The organism is Paraburkholderia sp. SECH4, from assembly GCF_030511745.1.
In the GTDB taxonomy this organism is placed as follows: Bacteria; Pseudomonadota; Gammaproteobacteria; order Burkholderiales; family Burkholderiaceae; genus Paraburkholderia; species Paraburkholderia madseniana.
Map to the genome: position 1 here is coordinate 76388 of NZ_JALOCP010000007.1, position 23314 is coordinate 99701.

Below are 23314 nucleotides of genomic sequence, written 5' to 3' on the forward strand. Positions count from 1 at the left end.
TTTCATCGTTCTGTCTGATCAATCAGGTGCGGCTGCCGCCGGCCGCACCTTTCGTATCGCCGAGCATGGTCGCGAGCACAAGCGCCGCGATCAGTCCCAGATGCTCGAAAAAACTGTTGAGCGCCATGAAGCGCGCGGCGCCGGTCTGGTTCCAGAAGTCGTTGGCGACCAGCATGGCGACGACAGTCAGCACACCGAGGCCGCCCGCGCCAATCCACGTGAAGCGGCGAAATACGACGCATAGCGATGCGCCTATCTCGACCGCGACCGCCAGCGCTGCCCAGAGCGCGGGCGGGTGCAGGCCGAAATGCGCCTGCTCCGCGATTGCACTGTCGAAATGCAGCGCCTTGTTAAAGCCGCCGATCAGCCAGGCCGATACGAGCGCGAGGCGCACGAGCGGCCCGACCCATGCCTGCGCAAGCAGCGTGCGGACCCATGCCGGGTCGCTGCGGCCGGAGAATGCCGTCACGTCAGATGGCCCAGCAGGAGCAACCGAGCGCGCCCCAGAAGCCCTTCGCATCCGCGGTCGGCAACGCGCGGCCCCATGCGCGCGCGTGTGCGTGGCCGTGCACATTGCACGCGCTCGCGCATCCGCACATCGCCGCGGTGGCCGCGCGCTGAAGCGGCGCGCCTTCGCGCTGCTGACTTACATCCCCACGACCCCAGCCGCCAAAGCCGCCGTACTGCCGCACCGGCGACCAGTCCGGCATCGCGGCCGGAATCGGCGCATCGTGCTGCGAGAACGGGCCCGCGCCCCAGACAATCTTGCCTCCCACCACCGTGAGCAACGCGGTGGTGCCGGCGATGTCGTCCTCGGCGCACGCGAAAAAGTCGCGGTCCGGCACCATCAGGTCCGCGAGCTGGCCGACTGCGATGCGGCCTTTCCTGCCTTCTTCGTTCGAGAACCAGGTGACGTACTCAGTCCACATGCGCAGGGCCGTCTCACGGTCGAGCAGGTTGCGCTGCGGATACATCCGCAGACCCGCGACCGTCTTGCCGGTCACCAGCCACGCAAGCGACACCCAAGGGTTGTACGACGCCACGCGCGTCGCATCGGTGCCGGCCGAGACCTTGATGCCCTTCTCCAGCATCTTCGCGACGGGCGGTGTGGCTTGCGCCGCCTCTGCGCCATAGCGCTCGACGAAGTACTCGCCCTGGTAAGCCATCCGGTGCTGCACCGCGATGCCGCCGCCGAGCGCCGCGATACGATCCATCGAACGCTCGGAGACGGTTTCCGCGTGATCGAAGAACCAGTTGAGGCCGGCGAGCGGAATGTCCTTGTCGACCTTCTCGAACACGTCGAGCGCGCGGCTGATGGTTTCGTCGTAGGTGGCGTGCAACCGCCACGGCCAGCGATTCTGCGCGAGCACGCGCACCACGCCTTCCAGTTCGCCCTCCATCTCGGGCGCCATGTCGGGTCGCGCCACGCGAAAGTCCTCGAAGTCGGCAGCCGAAAAGACCAGCATCTCGCCTGCGCCGTTGTGGCGGAAGTAATCCGTGCCGTCGTGATACCGGGACATGTTGGTCCAGTTCACAAAGTCTTCCTTCTCGGCCTTCGGCTTTTGCGTAAACAGGTTGTATGCGACTCGAACCGTCATCTCGCCCGCGTCGTGCAGCTTGCGGATGACTTCGTAATCCTCCGGGAAGTTCTGCGAGCCGCCGCCCGCATCGATCGCGCCGGTCACGCCAAGGCGGTTGAGTTCGCGCATGAAATGGCGCGTCGAGTTGTACTGGTACTCGGGCGGCAGCTTCGGTCCTTTGGCAAGCGTCGCGTAGAGAATCGATGCATTCGGATTCGCAAGCAGGAGGCCGGTGGGATTGCCCGCGCCATCGCGCAGGATCTTGCCGCCAGGCGGCTCCGGCGTGTCCTTCGTATAGCCGACCACACGCAGCGCGGCTGCGTTGAGCAGCGCTCGGTCGTACAAATGCAGGATGAACACGGGCGTATCGGGCGCCACCGCGTTGAGTTCCTCGATGCTCGGCAGGCGCTTCTCCTCGAACTGGTGCTCGGTAAAGCCGCCCACCACGCGCACCCATTGTGGCGCGGGCGTGATCGCGACCTGCTGCTTGAGCATTTCCATCGCCACGGCGAGCGAGCTCACGCCGTCCCAGCGCAGCTCCATGTTGTAGTTGAGGCCGCCGCGGATCAGATGCAGGTGATTGTCGATCAGGCCGGGCAGCGCGGGCCGGCCGCCCAGGTCGATGACCCGGGTCGAGCCGCCCGCGAGCGGCATCACATCGGCATCGCTGCCGACCGCGACGAAGCGGCCATCGGTCATTGCCACCGCGGTGGCGACCGGGTTCGAACGGTCCAGCGTCGTGAACCGTCCGTTATGCAGAATGAGATCGGGTTGGGTGCCGGTAGCGCTCATGTGCGTCTCCTCACTTCGCTCAATTCGCAAAATTCGTTTGATTCAATCAAAGGCCGAGCAACTGCTTGAGCGTCGGGACGGCCAGAGCGCCGATCAACATGCCGAGCAAGCCGATGAGGGCAATCAGCGGCGGCGCCGGCGAGCGGACCTTGATCACGCTATAGATCACGCCTATCAGCACGCCCGCACCCAGTGACACCAGATACGGTTTCATATGATCACTCTCTCTGACAAATTAGCGTGCGGAACCGGGCGGTTCAGCTGTCCGGCGAAGCCAGGGCCGGCGCAAGCGAGGCGTCTGTGCTCAGGTGCTCGAGCCGCACGGCGTCGTGCGCATGAACACCCCGATGTCGTTCGGGTTGGACATGTCGCACTGCGCGCGTCACGGCGTTGCTCGACCTTCTCGTCGAGCATCTCGCTCACGTTCCGCAGACGGTGCGTGAGCGCGTCTTACTTCGCCGGCACGGCCGGCAGCGCCTCATGCGGCGTAGCCGTGCGCTGCGGCGCCTTGTGGACCATCGTGTAGGCATAGTCGATGCCCATGCCGTATGCGCCCGAGTGCTCCCTCGCGATTGCCATGATTTCGTCATAGGTCTCGCGGCGTGCCCAGTCGCGCTGCCATTCGAGCATGACCTGTTGCCACGTGACCGGCACGACGCCGGCCTGGGCCATGCGCTGCATCGCGAAATCGTGCGAATCCTTCGACATACCGCCCGACGCATCGGCCACCATGTAGATCTCGTAGTCGCCTTCGAGCATCGCGCAGAGCGCAAATGTCGTATTGCAGACTTCCGTCCACAGACCCGACACGATCACCTTCTTGCGCCCGTTCGCGGCCAGCGCGTCACGCACTTTCTGGTCGTCCCACGAGTTCATCGACGTGCGCTCGAGCAGCTTCATGCCCGGAAACACGTCGAGCAGTTCGGGATAGGTAAACCCCGAGAAGCCTTCCGACTCGACGGTCGTGATCGTGGTCGGAATCTTGAACACCTTGGCCGCCTTGGCCAGCCCGACGACGTTGTTCTTCAGCATCTGGCGGTCGATCGAATGTACGCCGAAGGCCATCTGTGGCTGCTGATCGATGAAGATGAGCTGGCTGTTCTGCGGGGTGAGTACTTCAAGCTTCGGATTGCTCATGACATGTATCTCCTTCGGTGCGGAGAAAACAAAACCTCGCCTCGCCGGCGTGACCGCGAGGAGTCCGATATCCATTGCGCTGGGGCATGCGTCGTCCAGCGTTAACATTTAATACTAAACCCGGCAAAAGAACACCCCGAAAAATGAGTGCGATTCCGAGAATTGCACCTTTAAGTGAACTTAACTACTCTTCCCTTACTCGATCAGACCCGAAACGCTTGTGAACAATCTGTTGAGCAGCGCCTGTCGCCGGCCGACCGTCAAGGAGACTCGCATCATGAAGCCGTATATCCTCTCGTTCCTTGCCGGAATTCTTGCCGGTATCGTTTACAGCGCGATCGGCGTGCAGTCGCCGGCGCCGCCCACCGTGGCACTGGCGGGCCTGCTCGGCATTCTGGCCGGCGAGCAGATCCTTCCCGTCGCACGTCGAATGCTATTGGGCGTCAAGCTCAAAGCGGCATGGAGCGAAGCGAAGTGCAGCCAGCACATGTTCGGCCCACTGCCCGGCGGCCACGTTCCCGATGTAGCCGCAAAGGACAAGCAACCATCGTGACCCACCATCCTTCACACAATTCCGTGCTGCACAATCTGCCTGCACGCGGATGAGCAACGTCGAGCTCTTTCATTACCTGCTGTTGTTGATCTGCGGCGCGGGCGCGCTCACCTGGCTCGCCGAGCGCGTTGCGATCCCGCCCGCCGTCGTGCTGCTGCTTGGTGGCTGCGTGATCGCGGTCGCGGGCAAGCGCGTGCCCGACATGGACCCGAACCTGATGCTCGCGGCCGTGTTGCCGCCGCTCTTGATGTCGAGTTCGTTCTACACGGCATGGAAGGAATTCCGCGAGGAACTCGGCACGATCGTTTCTCTTGTGCTGGGCGCAGTGACGGTCACGACCGCCGCGGTCGCCGTTGCCGTGCATGCGTTCAACCCAGGTCTGCCCTGGGCCGCATGCTTCGCGCTCGACGCGCTCGTCTTCATCCTGATCGGCCTCGCGCTGCACGGCATCCTGGCGCGCGTGAATTACGACGTCGCCGTCTTGATGGCCGGCTTGCGTGTCGCGCTGCCTGCAACAGCGGCTGCGATTGCGGTCCGCCTCCTGTGGGTGTGTCTGCAATCTGGTTGCCGAGCCGCATGCTCGCGAAGCGTACGGGCAACCCGCCGTGGTCGGCCGGCGAAGCCGTCGTGCTGGGATGGTCGGGCATGCGCGGCGTCGTGAGTCTCGCGGCCGCTCTCGCGTTGCCAGGCAATTTCCCGGGCCGCGACCTGATCGTCTTCAGTACCTTCCTGCTCATCATTGCGACGCTCGTCGTACAGGGCAGCAGTCTCGCGCCGCTCATCCGTCTGCTGAAGCTGCGCCCGGTCGCGCGACAGACCATGTCCGAGCACGAGACGCGTGCGCGCACCTTTGGGGCTTCGCTCGCCGTACTCGAAGAGATGGGCAAGCACGCGTCCGGTATCGAACGCGCAGCGCTCGAGCGGCTGCTCGCCGAATACCGGATCCGCGTCGCGGCGAACGAAAACGCGCATGCGCTGGGAGTGGAACGGATCGAAGACCGCGCGCACTTTCTGCGTATCGAACTCAAGCTGGTCAGTGTGTCGCGCGAGGCGCTCCTTGGCCTGCATCGCGACGGCAAGGTCGACGATGGGGTCTTGCATCGCATCGAATCCGAACTCGATCTCGAAGAGCTTCGCCTGTTGCGCCTGCTCGAACCGTCAAGGCTGCGCGCCGGGCGCGTCACCTTCGAAGCTTCAATTCACGGCATCCCGATCGATGCGCGATCCGCCACCCGTTCAACCCGCCGCACCTGATTCGAATCACCTGAAGCGAGAAACAAAGCGGCTTTGGCAACTTCGTCGGCTTCCCCCATGCGTCCCATCGGGATGGTAAATAAAATCCTCGCAATAGCGTCCGCAGGCTGCTGGCCAATGATCGGCGTATCAATTGGCCCCGATGGCCCTCACGGCTTCGTCGAGCTCTTTCTGGCGACGGCCGGTGATGAAGACGTGGACGCCCTCGGCGACAAGGAGCTTCGCGTGGGTAAAGGAAATCGCCTCAATGAAACGGGCGCACCTGGGAGCCGCGAATATCCGCTTGTCATATCGGTCACATCGTTAAAATAACTTTGCCAAACGGCCGATCCTCTATCAGGTGACGCAAGGCTTCGCGCGCTTCAGCGAGGGGATAGACCCGCTCGACGATCGGCTTGACTGATCCGCTTACGACTAACGGAATGATGTGCTGCCACGCAGTGGCGATCGCGGCCGGTGACTGGGCGAACAGGGAGAAGCCGGCCATCCGCGCGCGCTTCCAGATGAGGTCCGTGACATCGATCGTGGTTTTACGTCCTGCGGAGTAGCCCAACGTGATCAGGACACCGCCGTGACCCAGGCTGCTCAACGCCTCACTCGTCACAGCGCTGCCGATGCTCTCGATGACGATATCGACGCCCTTGCCGGCCGTTATTCGACGAACGCCGTCAGCGAGACCTTCCTCGGTGAGGTCAATCACGTCCTCGAAGCCAAGTTCGCGCGCTCTCGCGGCTTTCGCCGCGCTGCCCGCCGTGGAGATCACCTTGCCGGCGCCCTGCGCCCGTGCGAGCTGATAGGTCGCGTTGCCGACCGACCCGCCGATTCCTGGAGCCAGCACCGTCATGCCCGGCTTGAACCCGGCGTCGGTGAGGCTGATCTGTGCCGTCAGATAAGCCACCGGAATGCTGGCCGCGACGACGTCGCCGATCGAGTCAGGTGACGCCAGATGTTCCGGTCTCACCAGCAGCCATTCCTGCCATGCGCCATTCTCGCCAACGCCGTAGGGCCCGGTGAACATCACGCGGCTTCCCACCGCGAGCCCGGAGTCGCCTGCGTCCTCGACGACACCGACGCCCTCGTTGCCGAGCACCAGCGGCGCCTTGGCTCGAGGATGTCCACCCGACAGGAGCGTGTATTCGTGGGGCGTGACACCAGCAGCCGTCACACGAACCAGCACCCTGCCCTTCGCCGGTTGCGGCTTGGGTAATTCAATCTGCCGCAACCCGTCATAGCCCGAAAAGGTTTCCGCTTCGATCACACGCATTGGTATATCCTATAAAGTAACAGACCTGTAACTTTCATACTAGGTACCGATCTGTTACTTTGTCAACCAGAAAATCGAATCAAAGGAGTTTGCGGATATGAAGGCAGGAGCCAGACCTCGGCGGGGAGCCCCGCCCAAGGGCGAAGTAAGCGCGCGCGAGCGGATCCTCGCGACGGCAAGCGATCTGTTCTACCGCGAGGGCATACGTGCCATCGGCGTCGACACGGTCGTCGAGCAATCCGGCGTGTCGAAGACGAGCCTCTATCGCGTATTCGACTCCAAGGACGCTTTGATCTGCGCTTTCGCCGCCGAGAAAGATCGGCTGTTCTGGGCGTGGTGGGATGACGTTGAAAAGAAGCACGCCGATGACCCGCGCGCTTTGCTGCAGGCGCTGCTATCTGGAATCGCGAAACGGATTGCGCACCCCGCCTTTCGTGGCTGCCCCTTTCTTAATCTGATGGCGGAGTTTCCCGACGACAACCATCCTGGCCGGGTTATCGCCCGAGACAACAAAGAGGAAATGCAGGCGAGGCTCGCAGCGATCGTCGCCAAGCTGGGTGTTAGTAATCCCAACCGCACCGCGTCTCAGATAGCACTGGTCATCAACGGCGCGTATGTCACTGGTTCGATAGCGGAGTCGGCCAATCTGAAGGGCGACCTTATTGATGCCGCCACGAAGTTGTTGGCCTAGTCGAACGCGATCACTTGCTGGAATCGGTTCTTGCCTCGAATGCTTGGACGACGGCCGCCATGTCGGATTGCCCGTGCCCCAACGCCAACGTCTCGCCGAATAGCGCGTAGCAGACATCCAGTAGCGGTGACGCGACTCCGCCTGCTCTGGCCGCATCCGCAATCAAGCGATTATTCTCCAGCACATTGACGATCGACGCCTGCACTTCTTCGAAATCGCGTGTCACCAGCTTGTGTATTTTTACGCGCGAGATGCCGCTCGCCATCTGACCGGCGTCGACGATAGTGCGGAACTGCTGCATGTCGAGGCCATGCCGTTCGGCAAAATGAGCCGCTTCCGCAAGGCCGGTGACTGTTGTCATGAGAAACAGGTTCACCGCGAGCTTCATGAGAAGCCCGTTCGGAACCGGGCCGCACATCATCGTCTGCTGGCACATTGGCTCGAGCAAAGGGCGGACGCTTTCGACGGCCGCGTCTTCTCCCGCCAGCATCGCCACGAGCTGCCCCGCTTCGGCGGGCTTGCGCGAGCCCGAGACGGGCGCTTCCACGTAACTGCCACCGGCTTTGCGAATGTCGGCGTCGAGCCCGCGCGAGTAGTCGGGCGAGGTCGTCCCCATGTGGACGATCGTGTGGTGCGCAACGTTCGCGCCGAACTGCGATGTGCCGCGGCCGAGGACGGCGTCGATTGCATCGCCGTCGACCAGCATCAGGAATACCACCCGGGTCCGTTTAAATATCTCGGCAGGATTCGTCGCGACGGTTGCGCCCGCGGCTCGCAAAGATTCGCATCTGTCCGCGGAGCGATTCCAGACAATGAGTTGCGTGCCTGCGCGGGCCAGATTGAGCGCCATGGGCTGTCCCATGACGCCTAAGCCGATGAAACCGATGTCCATGAATATCCCGCCTTCCGGTATCAAGACGAATGGTGTTTCCGGCGCGGCACAACCATGTTCACGACATGCACGAGCACGGCCTCGTCGTCCTGGTTCAGCGTGGTCGTTCGGAGCTTGATCAGGCCCTGCTCCGGACGAGACTTTGACGGTCGCACCTCGATCACCTCGCACTCGACGCGCAACTCGTCACCGGGGCGCACGGGCCGGGGCCAGCGGCACTCGTCGAGGCCGGCGCCAATGAAGCCGCCAGCCGGCTTGAGTTCGGTCTCGATCATCAACCGCATCGTCACGGCGGCGGTGTGCCAGCCGCTGGCGGCCAGACCACCGAAAATCGAGTGGCGCGCCGCCGCCTCGTCGAGATGGAAGGGCTGCGGATCGAACTCGGCAGCGAACGCGAGGACCCGCTCCTTGTCGATGCGTAGCCGCCCGGAGCCGAACGTCTGCCCCACTGCAAAATCTTCCAGATAGCGCTGCTCGTTCAACTGATCCATGACCTGCTCACAATAAAGTGACTAACCTGTAACTAATTTTAATATTACGGACAGGTCTGTCACTTTGTCAAGCGAGAAATCGGAACGAGGGAGCATGCAGGCATGCCCTCTCCTGCCATGCCCAAAACGCATGCCGCCCTGCTTACAAGGTCTTTGTCGCACCCGTCACGGAAACCTACAATCGTTGCAGCAACATACATCGAACATTTGTACTGCAAATCTATTTTTTGATTCAGTGACGCGGTGAATCGCTCACGCATACTCCAGGAAATCAAATGTCTGAATTACCCCAAAAAGTAGCACTCGTTACCGGTGGCTCACGCGGCATCGGTGCGGCAATCGCGAAACGTCTGGCCGCAGATGGAGCGAGTGTGGCCTTTACATATGCGAAGGACGCCAGCGCGGCATCGGCGGTGGTCAAAGAGATCGAACTCAATGGCGGAAAGGCTATCGCGATCCAGGCGGACGCTACTGACGTCAAAGCTGTCGAAGCCGCGGTCGAAAAAACTTTTGCGACCTTCGGCCGGCTGGATGTGCTGGTGAACAATGCCGGCACGGCCATTCCGAAACCGTTCGAAGACACGACGCTGGAGGAGATGGATAGAGTAATCGACATCAACATCCGCGGCGTTTTCGCTACGACCAAGGCGGCGCTGAAGCACCTGAGTGATGGTGGGCGCATCATCATGATCGGTTCGGCGGTGGGCGAGCGCGCTATTGCGCCCGGGCTGGTGCCCTACGCAGCCACGAAAGCGGCCGTCAGGATGTTCACTCAGGCGCTGTCCAGAGAGTTGGGAGGCCGGGGCATCACGGTCAACAACGTCCAGCCGGGACCGATCGATACAGACCTGAATCCCGCCTCAGGCGATTGGGCGGTGCCGCAGAAGGCCGCCACAGCGCTCGGCCGCTACGGGCGCGCTGAGGAGATCGCCGCAATGGTAGCGTTCGTCGCCGGGCCGACGGCCTCGTACATTACCGGAGCGAATCTTACGGTGGATGGCGGGATGAATGCCTGAGCGCAATCAATTACTCGACCTACGGATTTGAAGAAGGTCAACGTCCGTGTGGACGCAACGGAGAGTTGATGAGCTAACGCAGTTGGCTCTCCGTTAAAGATCCCGCAAAGTGACCAGGCCGCGCCGATGCAGGTCGCAGGCGCGACCTGTGTCTGAGTCGCTTATCGCGAGACATGAGTTGGACTCAACTAGCGAGCACCGTGTTTGTTCACCCGGAAGATATCATTGTGGCCTTGCGGGGGTGCACGCCAGTATGACGGCGGTGCGTCGACCGACCCACCAAGAGCAAAGGCGGCGTGCCATGGCCATCGCGGATCGTAGAGCATCCCCCTTGCAAGTGCCACAAAGTCTGCCTCGCCATTACTAATGATTTGGGTGGCCGAATGAGGATCGGTGATAAGGCCAACTGCGATCGTAGCTATCCCGACCTCGCGTCTTATCCGCTCAGCGAAAGATGCCTGATAGTTCGGCCCTACCGGGATCTTCTGCTTCGGCGAGATCCCGCCAGGAGAGGCTGTGATCCAATCTGCGCCGCGCTCTTTAAGGCGCTTGCCAAGCTCGATGGTTTCGTCGACGCGCCAGCCACCCTCTACCCAATCTGTCGCCGAAACTTTAACGCCGACAGGTTTTTCGTCTGGAAAGGCAGCACGGACCGACTCGAATACCTCAAGTGGAAATCTCAGCCGATTGACAAGCGCCCCGCCATAAATATCTTCGCGTCGATTGGATACCGGAGATAGAAATTCATGCAACAGATAACCGTGCGCGGCGTGAATCTCCAGTCCGTCGACACCGATCTCGGCGGCGCGTCTGGCCGAATCGGCGAAAGCGCGCGCAATCCTCTCGAGCCCCTCAGGACTCAGTGCGTCTGGCACTTCTTCGCCGTCGATCTGCGGCAACGCAGAGGGCGCAAAGGTCGCCCAGCCGCTGTCAGCCTTCGATATCTGCTGACCGCCGTTCCACGGCTCACGGCTTGAGCCCTTTCTTCCTGCATGGCCAATCTGGAGGACGATCTTCGTATCGAAGGTTTTCCTGACGAACGAGACGACTTCTTCAAGAGAAGCCTGTGTTCTGTCGTCCCAGAGACCCAGGTCGCCGGGAGTGATACGTCCGGCTGGTTCGACAGCGGTGGCCTCTAAAAACAACAGGCCCGCGCCAGAGGCCGCCATAGTGGCGTAATGAGCCTGGTGCCACTCGGTGGCCTGCCCGTCCTTTGCGACGTACTGGCACATCGGCGAAACAGCAATGCGGTTGCTGGTCAACACCCGTCTGAATTGATATTTGGAGAACAATGACGTCATAGCCATTCCTTTTCAAAGACTCAAAGCGACTTACGCCTGGTAGCCACTCGCTCAATCCGCTCGCCGTTCTGCATACCTGCGGAACACCGGAAATGGGCGCGAGGCAGAGAGCCAGAAACTAACGAACCCGAGCGCGACGATGGTGAACGACGCCGTTGTAACAGCCTCGGCGAGTCCCCAGGTCCTCGCCATCCCGCCCAATACAAGGGCGAACATACCCATCGAGAGATACCCGATCAGATAAAACGCGGAAAGAATGCCGCCGCGATGCTCGGCCGGCGCGGAAGAGTTCAATACAGAAAGCGCTCCCATGAACAGGAGTGCATAACCGCCTCCGGCGAGCGACGTAGAGGCGAGGAGCATCGACAAGCTGACCCAGGTCACCGCGAGCCACAACAGGAGTAGCCCAAGTGAAGCCGTTATCGCCCCCAGAAGGAGCAGCAGCCTGGGGGACAGCTTTCTGCAGAGAACTGTGATTACAGCAGATACGATTGCGAAGCTTGCCAGGATCGCACCGTTCGTGAATGCGTTGACGGACCCTACCAGGTCATGCGCCATCTGGCCACCGAGGGATAGCAGAATCGCGCCCGATGCGAACGCAATGACAGCAGCAAGCGATGCGATAGCGAAAGCGTTCCGGCAATCTGCGGGAACGCGCGGCATGCGCACGGACCATCGCGTGTCTTGTCCGCCATGACGTGGCATGAACCAGACTCCGACGATCAGAACGACGATGACGACAGCAAGCACAAGGAAGTTCAACTGCAGAGGCCACGGCGCATACTGAATCAGCGCTCCCCCGAGAAGCAGGCCCGTCGCGAAGCCAATACCCTGAGCGATGTTGGTCGCCGCAGCCGAGCGCTCCGGATCTTCGTCAGAACTGAACTCTAAAATGGCTGCAGTTGACGAACCACTGCCAAGTCCGACACCGATCCCCATCAGCGCGCGTCCAACGAGAAGCCATCGGATATCGGGCGCGACGGTCATCACGAGCACACCGACGAGCGAACATGTGAGGGCAATCAACATCGTCATGCGACGACCGACCTGGTCGGACAAGCCACCTAGCAGAACGAGCGTACTAACAACGAAAATGGGATAGATGGCGAATACCCCGGCGGTGTCCACCGGTGAGAGATTCCACTTTTGCGCGTAGAGCCGATAGCTAAGCGCGGGTGCTGCGCTCGTCCATAGCGTATGAGTGCTGACGCCAAACGATACCCAGAAACTCGCCCTGCGACCCAGAGTTCGGCTACGTCGAGCTGCGGTGTTCTGCACATGTCCGTCACTGGCCTTTGATCTGATCACTCGAATCATCCTATTCACTCGCACTGAAGCTTGTTGTGTCGACATGGCCGTCGATCAGCGCGAACCACAGCTTGTAGCCGTCAGGCCTCACTTTCCTGCGTATTAGCCATGACCGATATGGAACTTCCCAGTTGGCTTCGAGATGAGCAGTCGGCAGCGCGCCGAGCAGGCTCGCTGAATATACGAGTGGGAACCCGGTGTTGAAAAAGACTTCGTTTATCTACCGCGATGCCTCAGAGGCATGCAATTGGCTCTGGCGGAAGACAGCATTTCGCGCGCGTGTCGAAACATCCGTCGGCGCCGGAGGGCGAGCTTTGAGTTCTGAAGGGAGCGAAAATGCGTATGAGCGAGCGTTGCTGTGTCGTGGCAGCTATGCCACGGATGCCTGATTTTCGGCCGCTATCGATCTGCAGCGGGCGAGTAGATGGTCGATTCTGGAAAGAAACAAACTCAATATCGGCGAAGTGTTGGCCCGGCTATAGCCGATGACGAGGTCGATAGTCGGCGGTTCAACAGCAAGTGGACGGCTTGTCACCGACGAAGGAAGGAAATTCCTGGCGTAACACGGAAGCAACGCGAGACCGCGCGTCGATGCCACCATTGACACCGCCATCGCGAGGTTATCCACTTCGTAGCTTGCACGTATGTCGAGGCCTGACTGCAGGATAAACTCGTCGATGACGGTCCGGACAGTAGGAGCCGTGTGCGAAACGGTGATGAACGTCTCGCCAATGAACTGCTGAAGAGCGATCTTTTCGCAAGCTGCGAGAGGGTGATCACTTGGCAAAACCACAAACAATGGCTCCTTGACAACAAGCCGGTACTCCAGGTCCGGTACGTTTGGCTCCGGCCGCATGAATGCGAGGTCGAGATCGCCTTTCACCAGCGCATCGCGAAGCGACGGCGAGTATTGGCTGGAGACCGTAACCTCAATCTGAGGAAGTTCGTCGCGGAGAACCCGCATCGCCTCCGGCAACCACTCTATCTCCTGCCCAGTAAGGAACCCAAGCGCAAATACGGGCTTTAAACGACGCGCCGCCCGTCGAGCCGCTTCAATGGCGGACTGCGCTTGCGCTAACGTTCCACGAGCGTGCTCGAGGAAAGCCTGACCTGCCGCTGTCAATTCAACTCCGCGGGCGCCGCGTATCAGCAAATCGACACCCACCTCCTCTTCAAGATCGCGGATCTGACGGCTGAGGGAGGGTTGGGCCGTATGCAGCCGCTGTTCGGCCGCCGTCGTGAAGCTACCCGTCTCCGCGACAGCGACAAAGTAGCGAAGATGTCGAAGCTCCATTGTTCTCTCCCCATGCCTGCCGAATATGGCTCCAGATATACAAAGTCTTATTCCGAGCCGCCGAAACATTCTACGCTTAAGCCACATCTGAGTTTCAACCCAGAATTGACCGCGAATTTGGCCAGGTGACGCCATGCGAACCCGAGCAACAACGGCCAACCCATACCTCTGAGGACTTAACGTGACGAATCGTGTTGTTCTAATTACCGGCGCCCTGACGGGAATTGGCCGGGCCGCAGCGTTCGCTTTTGCGCAGGATGGGGCACGGGTGGTGATTTCCGGTCGCAGGAAGGCCGAAGGCAAAGCGCTGGAAGAAGAATTGCGCCGCCTCGGTGCCGAGGCCGAGTTCGTCATTGCTGACGTACGTCGCGAGGACGAAGTGAGCGCCCTCGTTGACAGGGCGGTGACGCGCTTCGGCCGGCTCGATGTCGTCGTCAACAATGCGGGCGTCGAGGGCAAGCCAGGCCCTGTTACCGATGTATCTGCCGACGCCTACACAGCTTTGTTCGACACCAACGTGCTGGGAACGCTATGGGGGCTCAAACACGCTTTACGCATCATGCAGCCGCAGGGCAGCGGGAACGTCGTCAACATCTCATCGACGTTCGGAGAGCGTGGCGCCGCCAACTTCTCGCTCTACGCGGGCAGTAAGCACGCTGTGGAAGGAATCACGAAGTGCGCCGCGATCGAGGCCGCGGCTTACGGTGTCCGCGTGAATGCGGTGGCTCCTGGGCCGACCGAGACAGCAATGCTGGACCGCCTCACTGGTTCAACCGAAAAGAGTGCGGCGTTCTACTCCGCCGTACCGCTCAAGCGCGGCGCCACGCCTGAGGAAATCGCCGACGCGGTCGTCTTTGTCGCGTCAGACAAGGCGGCCTTTATCACCGGACAAATCATCAGAGTGAACGGCGGCAAGACGGCGAGTTGACGATAGTCGGTTCGATTCTGACGCGCCTGGAAAGGCGTCGCTGTCCACGTTATTTACAGGAACTTGTATGTCAAAGCTTTTCTCACCGATCCGCATCGGCGCAGTCGAACTGTCGCACCGTGTGGTGCTTGCGCCGCTCACGAGAATGCGAGCAGACGTCCCCGGCAACGTGCCAGGCGACCTGATGATCACATACTACGAACAGCGTGCATCTCAAGGAGGGCTTCTGATAGCGGAGGCTACGTTCATCACGCCAACAGGGAATGGGGGTTATGGATCACCTGGAATCTATACCGACGAACAGGTGGCAGGATGGCGGAGAGTTGTCGACGCAGTACACGCGAAGGGTGGACGGATCTTCCTGCAACTTTGGCACGTTGGGCGACAATCGCATGTCGACCTTCAGCCAAACGGCCAGGCACCGATTGCGCCGTCCGTGACCCATGCCGAAGTTCGGGCCCTTCTGGCGAGCGGCCCTAGTGCCGCGTCTGTCCCGAGAGCAATCGAACTCTCCGAAATACCGGGGCTTGTCGACAACTATCGTCAAGCGGCCCGACGAGCGAAAGAGGCCGGCTTCGACGGTGTAGAACTACACGCCGCGAATGGCTATCTCATCGACCAGTTTCTTCAGGACAACTCCAATCTACGTACAGATGCATACGGTGGCTCTGTTGAGAATCGCGCCCGCTTCCTCCTCGAAGTTGTCGACGCAGTGGCAAGCGTCTGGGGCGCTGATCGTGTCGGTGTTCGCATTGGTCCAAGCAATAAGTTCGGTGGCATGGGCGACAGCTCGCCAGCAGTGACTTTCCCTTACGTTGCCCGTGCGCTATCGGCATACGGTTTGGCTTATCTTCATGTCATTGAACCGCGGGTCACAGGAAACGTCTCAGACGACTCGCAGAGCCCTGTGGCGGCCGGGCAACTCCGACCTCTATTCGGTGGTCCGGTGATCGCCGCTGGCGGCTTTGACGCAACCGGTGCTGAAGCAATCATCCGAGCGGCCGACGCGGACCTTGTCGCGTTCGGCAGGCACTTCCTCGCAAATCCGGATCTTCCCGAGCGGATGAAGCGCGATCTCCTACTCAATCCCTACGACCGCGACACGTTTTACTACGGTGGGAAAAAGGGCTATGCCGATTACCCGATATACGAGGCCAAACATTGACCAAGGAGATCAGATGCTTCGGCTTTCGCAAGCTCGCGGCACGCGACGCCGACGCCGACGCACCTGGATCAGAAACTCGAGCGTGGCCCGAGTGTGACCTTGGCCAGATGCCCTGGAACTAGAGAATGATCTTCGATCACCGTACTTACACCATCAAGCCGAACCGGCTCGCCCGATTTCTGGAGACCTACGAGCGCCTGGCGTTGCCGCTTCAGCGAAAATATCTTGGTGAGCCCTATGGTTTCTTTGTGACCCACATCGGGCCGCTTAGCCGGGTTGTTCATCTCTGGCAATACGATAGTTTGGCAGACCGCGAGCAACGCCGCGACGCCATGGAGGCAGATCCGGACTGGCAAGCATACCGGCGCGTCGCGTTAGAAGAAGACACGCTTGTCGATATGGAAAATCTGATTCTTAAGCCTGTTCCCTTCTTCCAACCGCGTTCAGTCACAAGTCAATAGCTGGCCTTCTCCGACTATATCGTCGCCCCCGACGCTGCAACTTCAGTATGCCGAAATGGACCTTTCCATGGTGCACGACTTCGACTCACCAACGTCCGTTACCTCATCAGACATAAGGGATTGACAAAATGCCAATCGAAACACCTCTCCTGTACGAGTCTAAAGGCTCACCAAACGCCCGTCGTGTTCGTGTCTTTGTCGCCGAGAAGGGTATCGAAATTGCACAACGAACGATTGACCTTGGTAGCAGAGAGCAATTTTCAGACGCTTTCAAGGCGGTGAATCCGCGAATGCAGGTTCCTGCGTTGCAACTCGCCGATGGAACAGTAATCACGGAAGTGCCCGCAATTTGGCGCTATCTTGAGGAAACCTATCCACACAAGCCCCTTCTTGGTGCGACAGCCAAGGGCAAGGCACTCGTCACCATGTGGGAGCGACGCGCGGAGCTGGATGGTTTCGCCGCGGTCATGGAAGCCGTTCGAAATGCTCTGCCCGGGTTGAAAGGACGAGCATTGTCTGGGCCGCACGACTACGAGCAGATTCCCGCATTGGTCGAGCGTAGCAAGCAGCGCGTGTCGAACTTCTTCGCAGATTTCAATGCACGACTCGAGAGTGCCCCGTTTGTCGCTGGTGACGAATTCTCAGTAGCAGACGTTACGACCCTAGTTACCGTCGATTTCGCGGCAAATGCTCTGAAAATGCCGATTCCCGAATCTCACCAATCGTTTAGGCGGTGGTACGAAAGCATCTCGTCCCGGCCAGCTTCGAGCGCATGATCGCGACGTCGCCGACAGTTCAGATTCAGCGCAAGTTCGTGCGCAAGCCTCAATTCAAAAGACTACTCGAACGTAGAAATAATCCTTTTACTTTGTCAGTGTTGCGTAAGTCCTCCTGGGCCAGTATGGGATTGCTGAACGCGCCCGCTGGCCGCCTCTTTCGTGCCTGAGCGCGTTCTATTAGTCAGTCTGACGACCTTAGGCCAATGCTGCATCGACTTGCTGCGGACTGAAGGTTGACCGGGTCCCGTGGCAGCCGAAATCGTCGCCGCTTCCTCAAACAATCAGCAGGAAATCTCCATGCGTTTGAAAGTCACCCCAAACGTCAGCGCCAGATACTGGGCGGCGATCATGCTTGCGAGCATCTGCGGAACGAACCTGGGTGACATCATTCCCGACGTCCTCAAGCTGGCACCGGCCAAGGGCCTGATCGTGCTAGCGCTTATGTTTGCGATATTGGTGCTTGTTGAGCGTGCAAGCGCCAAAGGCAGCGAAGCCTTTTACTGGATCGCCATACTCCTTGTGCGAGCGGCAACAACCAATATCGCGGATTATTCGATAGACCACGCGCATCTCACCTACTTCGACGTTGTTACCGCCTTGGTGATAGTCTTCATCGGAATCGTGATGCTGCGACGTCGATCGACACTCGAACAAACAAAGGGCGCATTGCAAACAGACGGCTTTTATTGGCTGACTATGCTGATCGCGGGTACCCTTGGAACAGCAACTGCGGACGCAATTGGCCACGCCTTCAATTCAGTCAGGATCGGCGTTCCAATATCCGCGTCAATCGCAACGCTAGCACTGCTTCTGATCCTGATTGCGAGAACACGCTTAATGAAGTTCGGTGCCACAAGCTACTGGGTGGCTGTCGCCGCCATCAGATGGTGGGGCACCAATGTCGGCGACATTTCGGCATTTTTTCTTTCGCTGATCCCAAGTGCTGCAATAAGCGGGTTTGCGCTCTGGGCCCTGTTGTCAGCTTCGGCCATCATTTCTTCAGCCGCGACCCGGCGCGAGATCGAAAAGCATTCGTAACACGCCAGCCATCGTCCGGATCAGCAGTGGGTGTCACGATTGCACACGCCAGAATTACACGCGGGAGCTTACTTTAAAGATGGAAACAGTCTCGTCGAGGCGCGTCGCCTGTTCGTCGAGCGATTGCGCAGCGGCCGCCGCCTCTTCGACCAGCGCCGCATTTTGCTGTGTAACCTGATCGATCTGACCGATGGCCACGTTCACTTCCTCGATGCCATGACCCTGCAAATCCGACGCCGCAGCGATTTCTTCGACAATGCCTGCGACCCGGCGTATCGCCTGCTGCACCTCAGCGGTAGCGCGCCCCGCTTCTTGCGCCTGCTGCGAGCCCGATCGAATCGTTGCTACTGATTGCTCGATTAGATCCTTAATCTCCTTCGCAGCAGACGAAGAACGTTGCGCAAGACTGCGCACCTCCGCCGCGACAACCGCGAAGCCCCGCCCTTGTTCGCCCGCCCGCGCCGCCTCAACCGCCGCATTCAATGCGAGAATGTTGGTCTGGAAGGCGACTCCTTCGATCATCGATATGATTTCCGCGATCCGCGAGGAACTCGACGCGATTTCATTCATCGTGTCGACCATCCGTTCGACCGCCATATTTCCTTCATCAGAGATTCGAGTCGTGCTGATAGCAAGCGCGTTGGCCTGGCGCGCTGCGTCGGCGTTTTGCTGCACTGTTGCCGTGAGCTCGCCGAGGTTGCTGGCCGTCTGTTGCAGCGACGCGGCCTGCTGTTCGGTACGCGAAGACAAATCGAGGTTGCCGGCAGCAATCTGTTTCGACGCCACACCGACCGCATCGCTCGATGAACGCACCTCGGCGACAACGCCGGCCATCTGCTCAAGCAGGCTGTTCAATGCCGTTGCCGTGTGACCGATCTCGTCCATTCGCACAACGCTTGCGCGCTGCGAAAGATCCAGTGACTGGCTGACCCGCTGAAGCGTTTCCTGCATCTGACGCATACCCTGGCTGATAAGCGCATAGAGGCGGCTCCCCAGTACCCCGGTCACCACGAGTGCTGCGCCTGCAACGGCGAGCATCAGGCTGAACGCAAATCGGTAGGCATTTGCGTTTTCTTCGCGCACGAGGTTGCTGCGAGCGATGTCCTCGCTCAGATGCTCGTGCAGCCCATCGTTCAGCGCCAGCGCAGCGTTATGAACGGCGCCGCCGTCGTGAAGCATCGCGAGGGCGCCATCGCGCTCGCCCACCTGCATCTTCTCGAAGAACGCTTGACGGGCATCGCGATATGCGGCCATGCGGATGCGATCCGCCTCGAACAGTTTTCGATCGGCGTCGTCGGAGACTTCGTGAGCCAGCGCGCGAGCAATCACATCGTCAAACTGACGGTCTGATTCGGCAATTTCCCGTTTCATGCCTGACCGGCTGGCATCGTCGACGCCGTCGACCACATAGCGGTAAACGGCAAGCCGCATTGCGGCAACGTTATCAAGCGCGGCTGATATCGATTTCAGGCTCGGCACCGTGCGCGTCTCCAGCCCTTCGATACGCTGATAGGATGCGCGAAGTTGCATTAATCCGTAGCCGCTGACCACCGCCAGCGCGAGCAACGCGCCACCGAGTGTCATAGCGAGCCAGCGAACAATCGTCATTTTTTTCATTATCCTTACGTCCCCTGCGATTGCGTGCGGTGGATCCCGAGAGCATCGGTGTATAACGGCTCACCGCGGACGATTATTCAGCGCTGCCGGCATCAAATTAATCAAAAGGCGCGATAGATAAAAGTTATGTGTTGCGCACGAGCGGGCGCTGCTGTGCCGGTATCAACTTAAACCAACCCGCCTCCACGATTCCCGGGGCGGTTCAATTGGCGGCAGATCTGCGGCAACGCCTCATTCGCCTGTCGTTCTGGCGATGGCGTCCAGTTGATAGAGTTCCAGCTTGCGATATAGCGTGCTACGCGAGACACCCAATGAGCGGGCCGCCTGAGCGAGATTGCCGTGAGCATCCTGCACGGCCCGGACGATGGCCAAACGCTCCGTTTCCTCCAGACTGCCCGATTGCTTGTGCACAGGCAGTACAACGCCTGCGGTGCCGGTTTCGTCGAGCAGCTCAGCAGGCAGCTCATCGAGCGTCACCACCTCTTCGCTGGACGTCAGGAGCAGATTTTCGATGACGTTGCGCATCTCCCTGACATTACCGGGCCATGAATAAGCGCGTAGCACCGCCATGATTTCGTCGCTTAGTCGTCGCTCGGGCACCGCGTGGCGTTGCGCGAGTCGCCGGTTGAAAAACGCGACGAGGAGATCGATGTCGATGTCCCGTTCGCGCAGCGGCGGAATGCGGATACGCGTCACGCTGATGCGGTAATAGAGATCGCGTCGGAAGTGGCCCGAGTCGACCTCTTCGCGCAGATTGCGATTGGTCATTGCCAGCAGGCGCACGTCGACGCGCCGCGGCTGGGTGTCCCCAAGCCGGTAAATGACGCCCTCCTCGAGGGCGCGCAGCAGGACCGGTTGAAGTTCGAGCGGCATCTCGCCGATTTCGTCGAGACATAGCGTGCCGCCGTGAGCCAGTTCGAATCGGCCCGGCCGCCCTTCGGCAGTCGCGCCCGTAAAGGCACCACGCACGTGGCCGAACAACTCGCTGGCGATCAGTTCTTTCGACGCCGCTCCGCAGTTGTACGCGACGAAAGGCCCGCCGCCTCCTTCTTCGCCATGTATGGCGCGCGCGAAGAGTTCCTTGCCGACCCCGGTTTCGCCCTCGATCAGAACCGGAACACGCCTGCGGGCAAGCTGACGACCCCGGTTGATGGCGGCCAGCATGGCTGCACTTTGCCCCTGGATCTGCGCGAAGCAACTGCGCTGCGGATCGGCCTCGCCACTGCGCTCGGCGATCCGGGCGTTGATGGGTTGCGATCGCACGGGAACAACGAGCATGGCGCCGATCGTGTTGCCATCGACCACAACCGGGTTGAGCCAGTCGGCATGCAAGCCTTTGGGCAGATGTTGCGCCCAGTCCTCCACCGCGGAGTTCTCATCCATACCGGGGAAGCGTTCTCCGATGCTGACCGGCAATGGCACCCGGCCGGTGGTATGCACAAGCCGCCCGGCCCGATCGATCGCGATCATCCCGGTTGCATCGGATGACGACAGGCGCTGCAAACAGAAGGCCAAGAGGCGCATATGCTCGCGAGCCGCTTGCTCGGCCAGCACCATTTCAATCTGACGCGCAGCCGTTACCGCTAAAGTGAGGTTGTTGATCTGATAGGTGGAAGGCGGCCCGGAAATGTCGAGCACGCCGAGAATCTTGCCGGTGCCAGGTTCGCAAATCGGCGCCGCCGCGCAACTCCACGATTTGATCCCTTCGCAGAAGTGCTCAGAGCCGTGGATATAGGTGGGGTGGCCGGTGGCGAGCGTGGTGCCGATGCCGTTGGTGCCGGCCTGGCCTTCACGCCAGTCGCCGCCCATCGTCAAATGAATTTTTTCGCCGGCGGCCAACGTACGCAAGTCTCCTGCGGCCTTGAGAATCACACCATCCTGATTGGTGAGCAGCAGGATCGAATGCGAATCCGCAAAAAGATCAGCGGTCACGGTGAAAAGACGATCAGACGCCGCCAGCAACTCCCGGTGCCGCCAGCGCAGCGCCTCGACTGCGTCGCCATGAACCGCGAACGGTGCCGATCCCGCAGTGGGATTGACCCCCGATTGCAGACTGCGTCGCCAGGAGTCGATCAGGGCCGAAGGCGCGGACGTCGACGGCTCGCCCGCGAGAAAACGCTCCCATGCGAGCATCGTGACCCTGTCCGAGTGACGGTCGTTCGCACGCTGCGCGTTAGCCACTACCCGGCGCATAGCGGCCTGATTGCCAAGACCCGACATGGTGCTGAGCTGCTGTCTCGTCACAACTCTCCTCCTATGCGATGGGTCAGCCCGGAACCTGCTCTGCGGCTGGCTTCGGCGTGACTCGCAAGTATGTCGCGGCGTGCTTTTTTGTTCGACTGTCAGTCAAACCCAGCGGCGCGATCGCTGATTAGTATATGCCTGCATTGCGAATTCAGCCTGGCAAGCCAGGAATCTCGACGCCGAACGTTTGCAGTATCAACACGACATTGAACAATAAGACCACGAATGCCGCCAGCGTGGCGATCACGGCGATGAACGCGCGATTTTTGTATATGCCCATGACGTCCTCGTGGCAGGTGAACCATAGCAACGCGGCCATCGGCAGCGGCAACGCAAGGCTCAATACAACCTGACTGAGGACGAGCGCCTGAGTCGCATTGACCCCAAGCGCCACCACGACGAAACTCGGCACCATCGTGACGGCCCGGCGCAACCATAACGGAATGCGAAAGCCCACGAACCCTTGCATGATCATCTGACCCGCCATCGTGCCGACCACGGAACTCGATACGCCCGAAGCGATCAGCGACAACAGAAAAATCCCCGCCGCCCCAATGCCTAATAGCGGCGCCAGCGTGTGATAGGCCGTCTCGATCTCCGCCACCTCAGGATGCCCGTGATGAAATGCACCTGCGGCCATGATAACCATCGCCATATTGATGAGACCGGCGATGGTCAGTGCGATAACGACCTCGATATTCGAGAATTTCAGTAACTTTTCCCTCTCGCGCTCCGTTCTCGCGGGTGCTCGCCGCTGCGTTAGTCCGGAGTGCAGGAAAAGCGCGTGCGGCATCACCGTTGCACCCACGATACCGACGGCGATCGTCAGCGCATTCGCGTCGGGCAATTGAGGGGAAAACGTATGGACTAAGACACTCGGCCACGCGATCGGCGCAATGAACAGCTCGGCAAGGTAGGACAACCCAATGATGCCGACGAGTGCCCCGATCGCCAGTTCAAGGGGACGGAAACCGGCGCTCTCGAACAACAGCAGGCCGTAAGTCACTACCGCCGTGACCGCCATACCGGCGAGCAAGGGCATATGAAACAGTAACGAAAGTCCGATCGCGCCGCCGAGAAATTCGGCCAGATCGGTTGCCATCGCGGCAATTTCGCTTACACCCCACATGATCAGCAAGACAGGTTTCGGAAACCGTTCGCGGCATAGCTCCGCGAGGTTTCGCCCCGTGACGATGCCGAGCTTCGCCGAGAGCGCCTGAAACAGCATCGCCACAAGGTTTGCCAACAGCACCACCCAGAGCAACGTGTAACCGTATCTGGCGCCCGCCTGAATATTCGTCGCAAAGTTGCCCGGATCCATATAGGCAACAGAGACCACCACTGCCGGTCCAGCAAACGGCAGCAGCATCAGTGCGCCGCGCCGGCGGCCTTCCAATACCTCTCTGACCGCAAGCGTTGTGCGCTCGGTTCTCGTCGCCGGTCTGGCTGCCTTACGAACGCGATCATCCAAGCTCTGGCTCCTTGCTCATGAAAATGACAGGCGTGCCC

Annotated in this window: 23 protein-coding genes and 1 pseudogene; 10 read left to right on the forward strand and 14 right to left on the reverse strand. The window is 60.2% G+C overall.

What is annotated here, in order from left to right; translation table 11 throughout:
• Positions 1–22: 22 nt before the first annotated feature.
• The 4 genes from M0D67_RS12550 to M0D67_RS12565 form a co-directional block, all read right to left on the reverse strand.
• On the reverse strand, positions 23–469 hold the full coding sequence (locus M0D67_RS12550; protein WP_171926428.1) for a DoxX family protein: 447 nt from the start codon (positions 467–469) through the stop codon (positions 23–25).
• A 1-nt stretch (position 470) separates the two neighbouring features.
• Positions 471–2372 (reverse strand): amidohydrolase, encoded by a 1902-nt coding sequence (locus M0D67_RS12555; RefSeq protein ID WP_171926427.1) that lies wholly within the window; start codon positions 2370–2372, stop codon positions 471–473.
• Positions 2373–2418: 46 nt separating this feature from the next.
• Positions 2419–2586, reverse strand: a complete 168-nt coding sequence (locus M0D67_RS12560; protein WP_171926426.1) for a DUF1427 family protein — start codon at positions 2584–2586, stop codon at positions 2419–2421.
• 236 nt (positions 2587–2822) lie between these two features.
• Positions 2823–3509 carry a hydrolase gene (locus M0D67_RS12565; protein ID WP_154561419.1) on the reverse strand — a complete coding sequence of 229 codons (687 nt, stop codon included), beginning with the start codon at positions 3507–3509 and terminating at the stop codon, positions 2823–2825.
• Between the two features lie 277 nt (positions 3510–3786).
• Here M0D67_RS12565 and M0D67_RS12570 point away from each other — a divergent pair, with 277 nt between their 5' ends.
• Both M0D67_RS12570 and M0D67_RS12575 read left to right on the forward strand, forming a co-directional pair.
• Positions 3787–4062 carry a XapX domain-containing protein gene (locus M0D67_RS12570; protein WP_171926425.1) on the forward strand — a complete coding sequence of 92 codons (276 nt, stop codon included), beginning with the start codon at positions 3787–3789 and terminating at the stop codon, positions 4060–4062.
• 49 nt (positions 4063–4111) lie between these two features.
• Positions 4112–5220: pseudogene (locus M0D67_RS12575) on the forward strand (cation:proton antiporter); the annotation flags it as partial.
• A 41-nt stretch (positions 5221–5261) separates the two neighbouring features.
• On the opposite strand, the gene M0D67_RS12580 reads toward M0D67_RS12575, so the two are convergent.
• The gene (locus tag M0D67_RS12580; RefSeq protein ID WP_171926445.1) at positions 5262–5450 is read right to left on the reverse strand and encodes a hypothetical protein; all 189 of its coding nucleotides are present in this window, start codon (positions 5448–5450) and stop codon (positions 5262–5264) included.
• Between M0D67_RS12580 and M0D67_RS12585 the strand changes: the two genes are divergently transcribed.
• Positions 5434–5628, forward strand: a complete 195-nt coding sequence (locus M0D67_RS12585) for a hypothetical protein (RefSeq protein WP_171926424.1) — start codon at positions 5434–5436, stop codon at positions 5626–5628. The two genes, M0D67_RS12580 and M0D67_RS12585, sit on opposite strands and share 17 nt — an antisense overlap.
• On the opposite strand, the gene M0D67_RS12590 is transcribed toward M0D67_RS12585, so the two are convergent.
• Entirely contained in the window at positions 5612–6580 is a 969-nt protein-coding gene (locus tag M0D67_RS12590) for a zinc-binding alcohol dehydrogenase family protein (protein ID WP_171926423.1), read from the reverse strand. The genes M0D67_RS12585 and M0D67_RS12590 overlap by 17 nt on opposite strands.
• Positions 6581–6677: 97 nt before the next feature.
• On the opposite strand from M0D67_RS12590, the gene M0D67_RS12595 reads away from it, so the two are divergent.
• A complete protein-coding gene (locus M0D67_RS12595; RefSeq protein ID WP_171926422.1) occupies positions 6678–7271 on the forward strand; it encodes a TetR/AcrR family transcriptional regulator in 594 nt (197 codons plus the stop codon).
• 10 nt (positions 7272–7281) lie between these two features.
• Here M0D67_RS12595 and M0D67_RS12600 read toward each other — a convergent pair whose 3' ends face one another.
• Entirely contained in the window at positions 7282–8163 is an 882-nt protein-coding gene (locus M0D67_RS12600) for an NAD(P)-dependent oxidoreductase (RefSeq protein WP_266238894.1), read from the reverse strand.
• 20 nt (positions 8164–8183) lie between these two features.
• A complete protein-coding gene (locus tag M0D67_RS12605) occupies positions 8184–8645 on the reverse strand; it encodes a MaoC family dehydratase (RefSeq protein WP_199203044.1) in 462 nt (153 codons plus the stop codon).
• A 284-nt stretch (positions 8646–8929) separates the two neighbouring features.
• Here M0D67_RS12605 and M0D67_RS12610 point away from each other — a divergent pair, with 284 nt between their 5' ends.
• Positions 8930–9670, forward strand: coding sequence for an SDR family NAD(P)-dependent oxidoreductase (locus tag M0D67_RS12610; protein ID WP_266238895.1), 741 nt, complete (start codon positions 8930–8932; stop codon positions 9668–9670).
• A gap of 188 nt (positions 9671–9858) precedes the next feature.
• On the opposite strand, the gene M0D67_RS12615 is transcribed toward M0D67_RS12610, so the two are convergent.
• From M0D67_RS12615 to M0D67_RS12625, 3 genes are all read right to left on the reverse strand, one after another.
• Positions 9859–10971: an NADH:flavin oxidoreductase/NADH oxidase gene (locus tag M0D67_RS12615; protein WP_154561436.1), complete on the reverse strand. Its 1113-nt coding sequence runs from the start codon at positions 10969–10971 to the stop codon at positions 9859–9861.
• A 51-nt stretch (positions 10972–11022) separates the two neighbouring features.
• Positions 11023–12324: an MFS transporter gene (locus M0D67_RS12620; protein ID WP_154561438.1), complete on the reverse strand. Its 1302-nt coding sequence runs from the start codon at positions 12322–12324 to the stop codon at positions 11023–11025.
• Positions 12325–12649: 325 nt separating this feature from the next.
• Positions 12650–13573: a LysR family transcriptional regulator gene (locus M0D67_RS12625; protein WP_154561440.1), complete on the reverse strand. Its 924-nt coding sequence runs from the start codon at positions 13571–13573 to the stop codon at positions 12650–12652.
• A gap of 181 nt (positions 13574–13754) precedes the next feature.
• Here M0D67_RS12625 and M0D67_RS12630 point away from each other — a divergent pair, with 181 nt between their 5' ends.
• The 5 genes from M0D67_RS12630 to M0D67_RS12650 all read left to right on the forward strand — a co-directional run bounded on the left by M0D67_RS12630 (position 13755) and on the right by M0D67_RS12650 (position 17944).
• On the forward strand, positions 13755–14501 hold the full coding sequence (locus tag M0D67_RS12630) for an SDR family NAD(P)-dependent oxidoreductase (protein ID WP_168435746.1): 747 nt from the start codon (positions 13755–13757) through the stop codon (positions 14499–14501).
• A gap of 67 nt (positions 14502–14568) precedes the next feature.
• Positions 14569–15666: an alkene reductase gene (locus tag M0D67_RS12635; protein WP_171926419.1), complete on the forward strand. Its 1098-nt coding sequence runs from the start codon at positions 14569–14571 to the stop codon at positions 15664–15666.
• A gap of 125 nt (positions 15667–15791) precedes the next feature.
• Entirely contained in the window at positions 15792–16127 is a 336-nt protein-coding gene (locus M0D67_RS12640) for an NIPSNAP family protein (protein ID WP_154561444.1), read from the forward strand.
• A gap of 128 nt (positions 16128–16255) precedes the next feature.
• Positions 16256–16903 (forward strand): glutathione S-transferase family protein, encoded by a 648-nt coding sequence (locus tag M0D67_RS12645; RefSeq protein WP_171926418.1) that lies wholly within the window; start codon positions 16256–16258, stop codon positions 16901–16903.
• Positions 16904–17152: 249 nt separating this feature from the next.
• Complete coding sequence (locus M0D67_RS12650) at positions 17153–17944, forward strand: hypothetical protein (protein WP_266238896.1); 792 nt, start codon at positions 17153–17155, stop codon at positions 17942–17944.
• Positions 17945–17998: 54 nt separating this feature from the next.
• On the opposite strand, the gene M0D67_RS12655 is transcribed toward M0D67_RS12650, so the two are convergent.
• The 3 genes from M0D67_RS12655 to M0D67_RS12665 form a co-directional block, all read right to left on the reverse strand.
• Positions 17999–19552: a methyl-accepting chemotaxis protein gene (locus M0D67_RS12655; RefSeq protein WP_171926416.1), complete on the reverse strand. Its 1554-nt coding sequence runs from the start codon at positions 19550–19552 to the stop codon at positions 17999–18001.
• 240 nt (positions 19553–19792) lie between these two features.
• Positions 19793–21805, reverse strand: coding sequence for a sigma-54-dependent Fis family transcriptional regulator (locus tag M0D67_RS12660; protein ID WP_323138137.1), 2013 nt, complete (start codon positions 21803–21805; stop codon positions 19793–19795).
• A 151-nt stretch (positions 21806–21956) separates the two neighbouring features.
• A complete protein-coding gene (locus tag M0D67_RS12665) occupies positions 21957–23276 on the reverse strand; it encodes an Nramp family divalent metal transporter (protein WP_154561452.1) in 1320 nt (439 codons plus the stop codon).
• Between the last annotated feature and the right edge of the window lie 38 nt (positions 23277–23314).

What these genes read in the sequence shown, in the direction of transcription:
- M0D67_RS12615 (WP_154561436.1), bottom strand. Translation starts at nt 10,971, where the DNA reads ATGACGTCATTGTTCTCCAAATATCAATTCAGACGGGTGTTGACCAGC.
- M0D67_RS12600 (WP_266238894.1), bottom strand. Translation starts at nt 8,163, where the DNA reads ATGGACATCGGTTTCATCGGCTTAGGCGTCATGGGACAGCCCATGGCG.
- M0D67_RS12655 (WP_171926416.1), bottom strand. Translation starts at nt 19,552, where the DNA reads ATGACGATTGTTCGCTGGCTCGCTATGACACTCGGTGGCGCGTTGCTC.
- M0D67_RS12565 (WP_154561419.1), bottom strand. Translation starts at nt 3,509, where the DNA reads ATGAGCAATCCGAAGCTTGAAGTACTCACCCCGCAGAACAGCCAGCTC.
- M0D67_RS12635 (WP_171926419.1), top strand. Translation starts at nt 14,569, where the DNA reads ATGTCAAAGCTTTTCTCACCGATCCGCATCGGCGCAGTCGAACTGTCG.
- M0D67_RS12555 (WP_171926427.1), bottom strand. Translation starts at nt 2,372, where the DNA reads ATGAGCGCTACCGGCACCCAACCCGATCTCATTCTGCATAACGGACGG.
- M0D67_RS12595 (WP_171926422.1), top strand. Translation starts at nt 6,678, where the DNA reads ATGAAGGCAGGAGCCAGACCTCGGCGGGGAGCCCCGCCCAAGGGCGAA.
- M0D67_RS12645 (WP_171926418.1), top strand. Translation starts at nt 16,256, where the DNA reads ATGCCAATCGAAACACCTCTCCTGTACGAGTCTAAAGGCTCACCAAAC.
- M0D67_RS12620 (WP_154561438.1), bottom strand. Translation starts at nt 12,324, where the DNA reads ATGTCGACACAACAAGCTTCAGTGCGAGTGAATAGGATGATTCGAGTG.
- M0D67_RS12585 (WP_171926424.1), top strand. Translation starts at nt 5,434, where the DNA reads ATGATCGGCGTATCAATTGGCCCCGATGGCCCTCACGGCTTCGTCGAG.
- M0D67_RS12570 (WP_171926425.1), top strand. Translation starts at nt 3,787, where the DNA reads ATGAAGCCGTATATCCTCTCGTTCCTTGCCGGAATTCTTGCCGGTATC.
- M0D67_RS12610 (WP_266238895.1), top strand. Translation starts at nt 8,930, where the DNA reads ATGTCTGAATTACCCCAAAAAGTAGCACTCGTTACCGGTGGCTCACGC.
- M0D67_RS12560 (WP_171926426.1), bottom strand. Translation starts at nt 2,586, where the DNA reads ATGAAACCGTATCTGGTGTCACTGGGTGCGGGCGTGCTGATAGGCGTG.
- M0D67_RS12590 (WP_171926423.1), bottom strand. Translation starts at nt 6,580, where the DNA reads ATGCGTGTGATCGAAGCGGAAACCTTTTCGGGCTATGACGGGTTGCGG.
- M0D67_RS12625 (WP_154561440.1), bottom strand. Translation starts at nt 13,573, where the DNA reads ATGGAGCTTCGACATCTTCGCTACTTTGTCGCTGTCGCGGAGACGGGT.
- M0D67_RS12640 (WP_154561444.1), top strand. Translation starts at nt 15,792, where the DNA reads ATGATCTTCGATCACCGTACTTACACCATCAAGCCGAACCGGCTCGCC.